This window comes from Egicoccus sp. AB-alg2 (assembly GCF_041821065.1).
Lineage (GTDB): Bacteria > Actinomycetota > Nitriliruptoria > Nitriliruptorales > Nitriliruptoraceae > Egicoccus.
In genome coordinates this window covers 1-545 of sequence record NZ_JBGUAX010000028.1, presented here as the reverse complement: position 1 = coordinate 545, position 545 = coordinate 1, and the positions used below count along the sequence as shown (strand labels likewise).

The 545-nt window shown below is 73.2% G+C and carries 1 protein-coding gene; it reads right to left on the bottom strand.

Annotated elements, in window-relative coordinates; translation table 11 throughout:
• Window positions 1–545, bottom strand: a 545-nt coding sequence (locus ACERM0_RS22760) for a biotin carboxylase N-terminal domain-containing protein (protein WP_373680889.1), incomplete at both ends; no start/stop codon positions are given.

Below are 545 nucleotides of genomic sequence, written 5' to 3'. Positions count from 1 at the left end.
TAGCACTCGCCCCGCCCGAACGCGGCCTTGGCCTCGCGCTGGGCCGCCTCCAGCGCCTCACGCATCTGAGCGGCGTCGTGCACGACCTTCATGCCGCGCCCGCCGCCGCCGAACATCGCCTTCACCGCGACCGGGTAGCCGTGCTGCTCGCCGAAGCGGATCGCCACCTCGGGGTCGTCGGTCGGCTCCTGCGTGCCGGGCACCACCGGCACGCCGGCCGCCAGCGCGACCGCCCGAGCCGACAGCTTGTCGCCCATCTGCCGGATCGCCTCCGGCGGCGGACCCACGAAGGTCAGCCCGGCGTCCGCCACCGCCTGCGCGAAGTCCGCGTTCTCGGACAGGAACCCGTAGCCGGGATGGATCGCGTCGACGCCCGCCTCGCGGGCGACGTCCAGGATCCGCTCGATGTTGAGGTACGACTCCGACGCCGCGGTCGGCCCCAGCAGATACGCCTCGTCGGCCAACCGCGCATGCGGCGCGTCACGGTCCACCTCGGAGTACACGGCGACGCTGCGCACGCCGAGTTCCTTGCAGGCACGGATGAC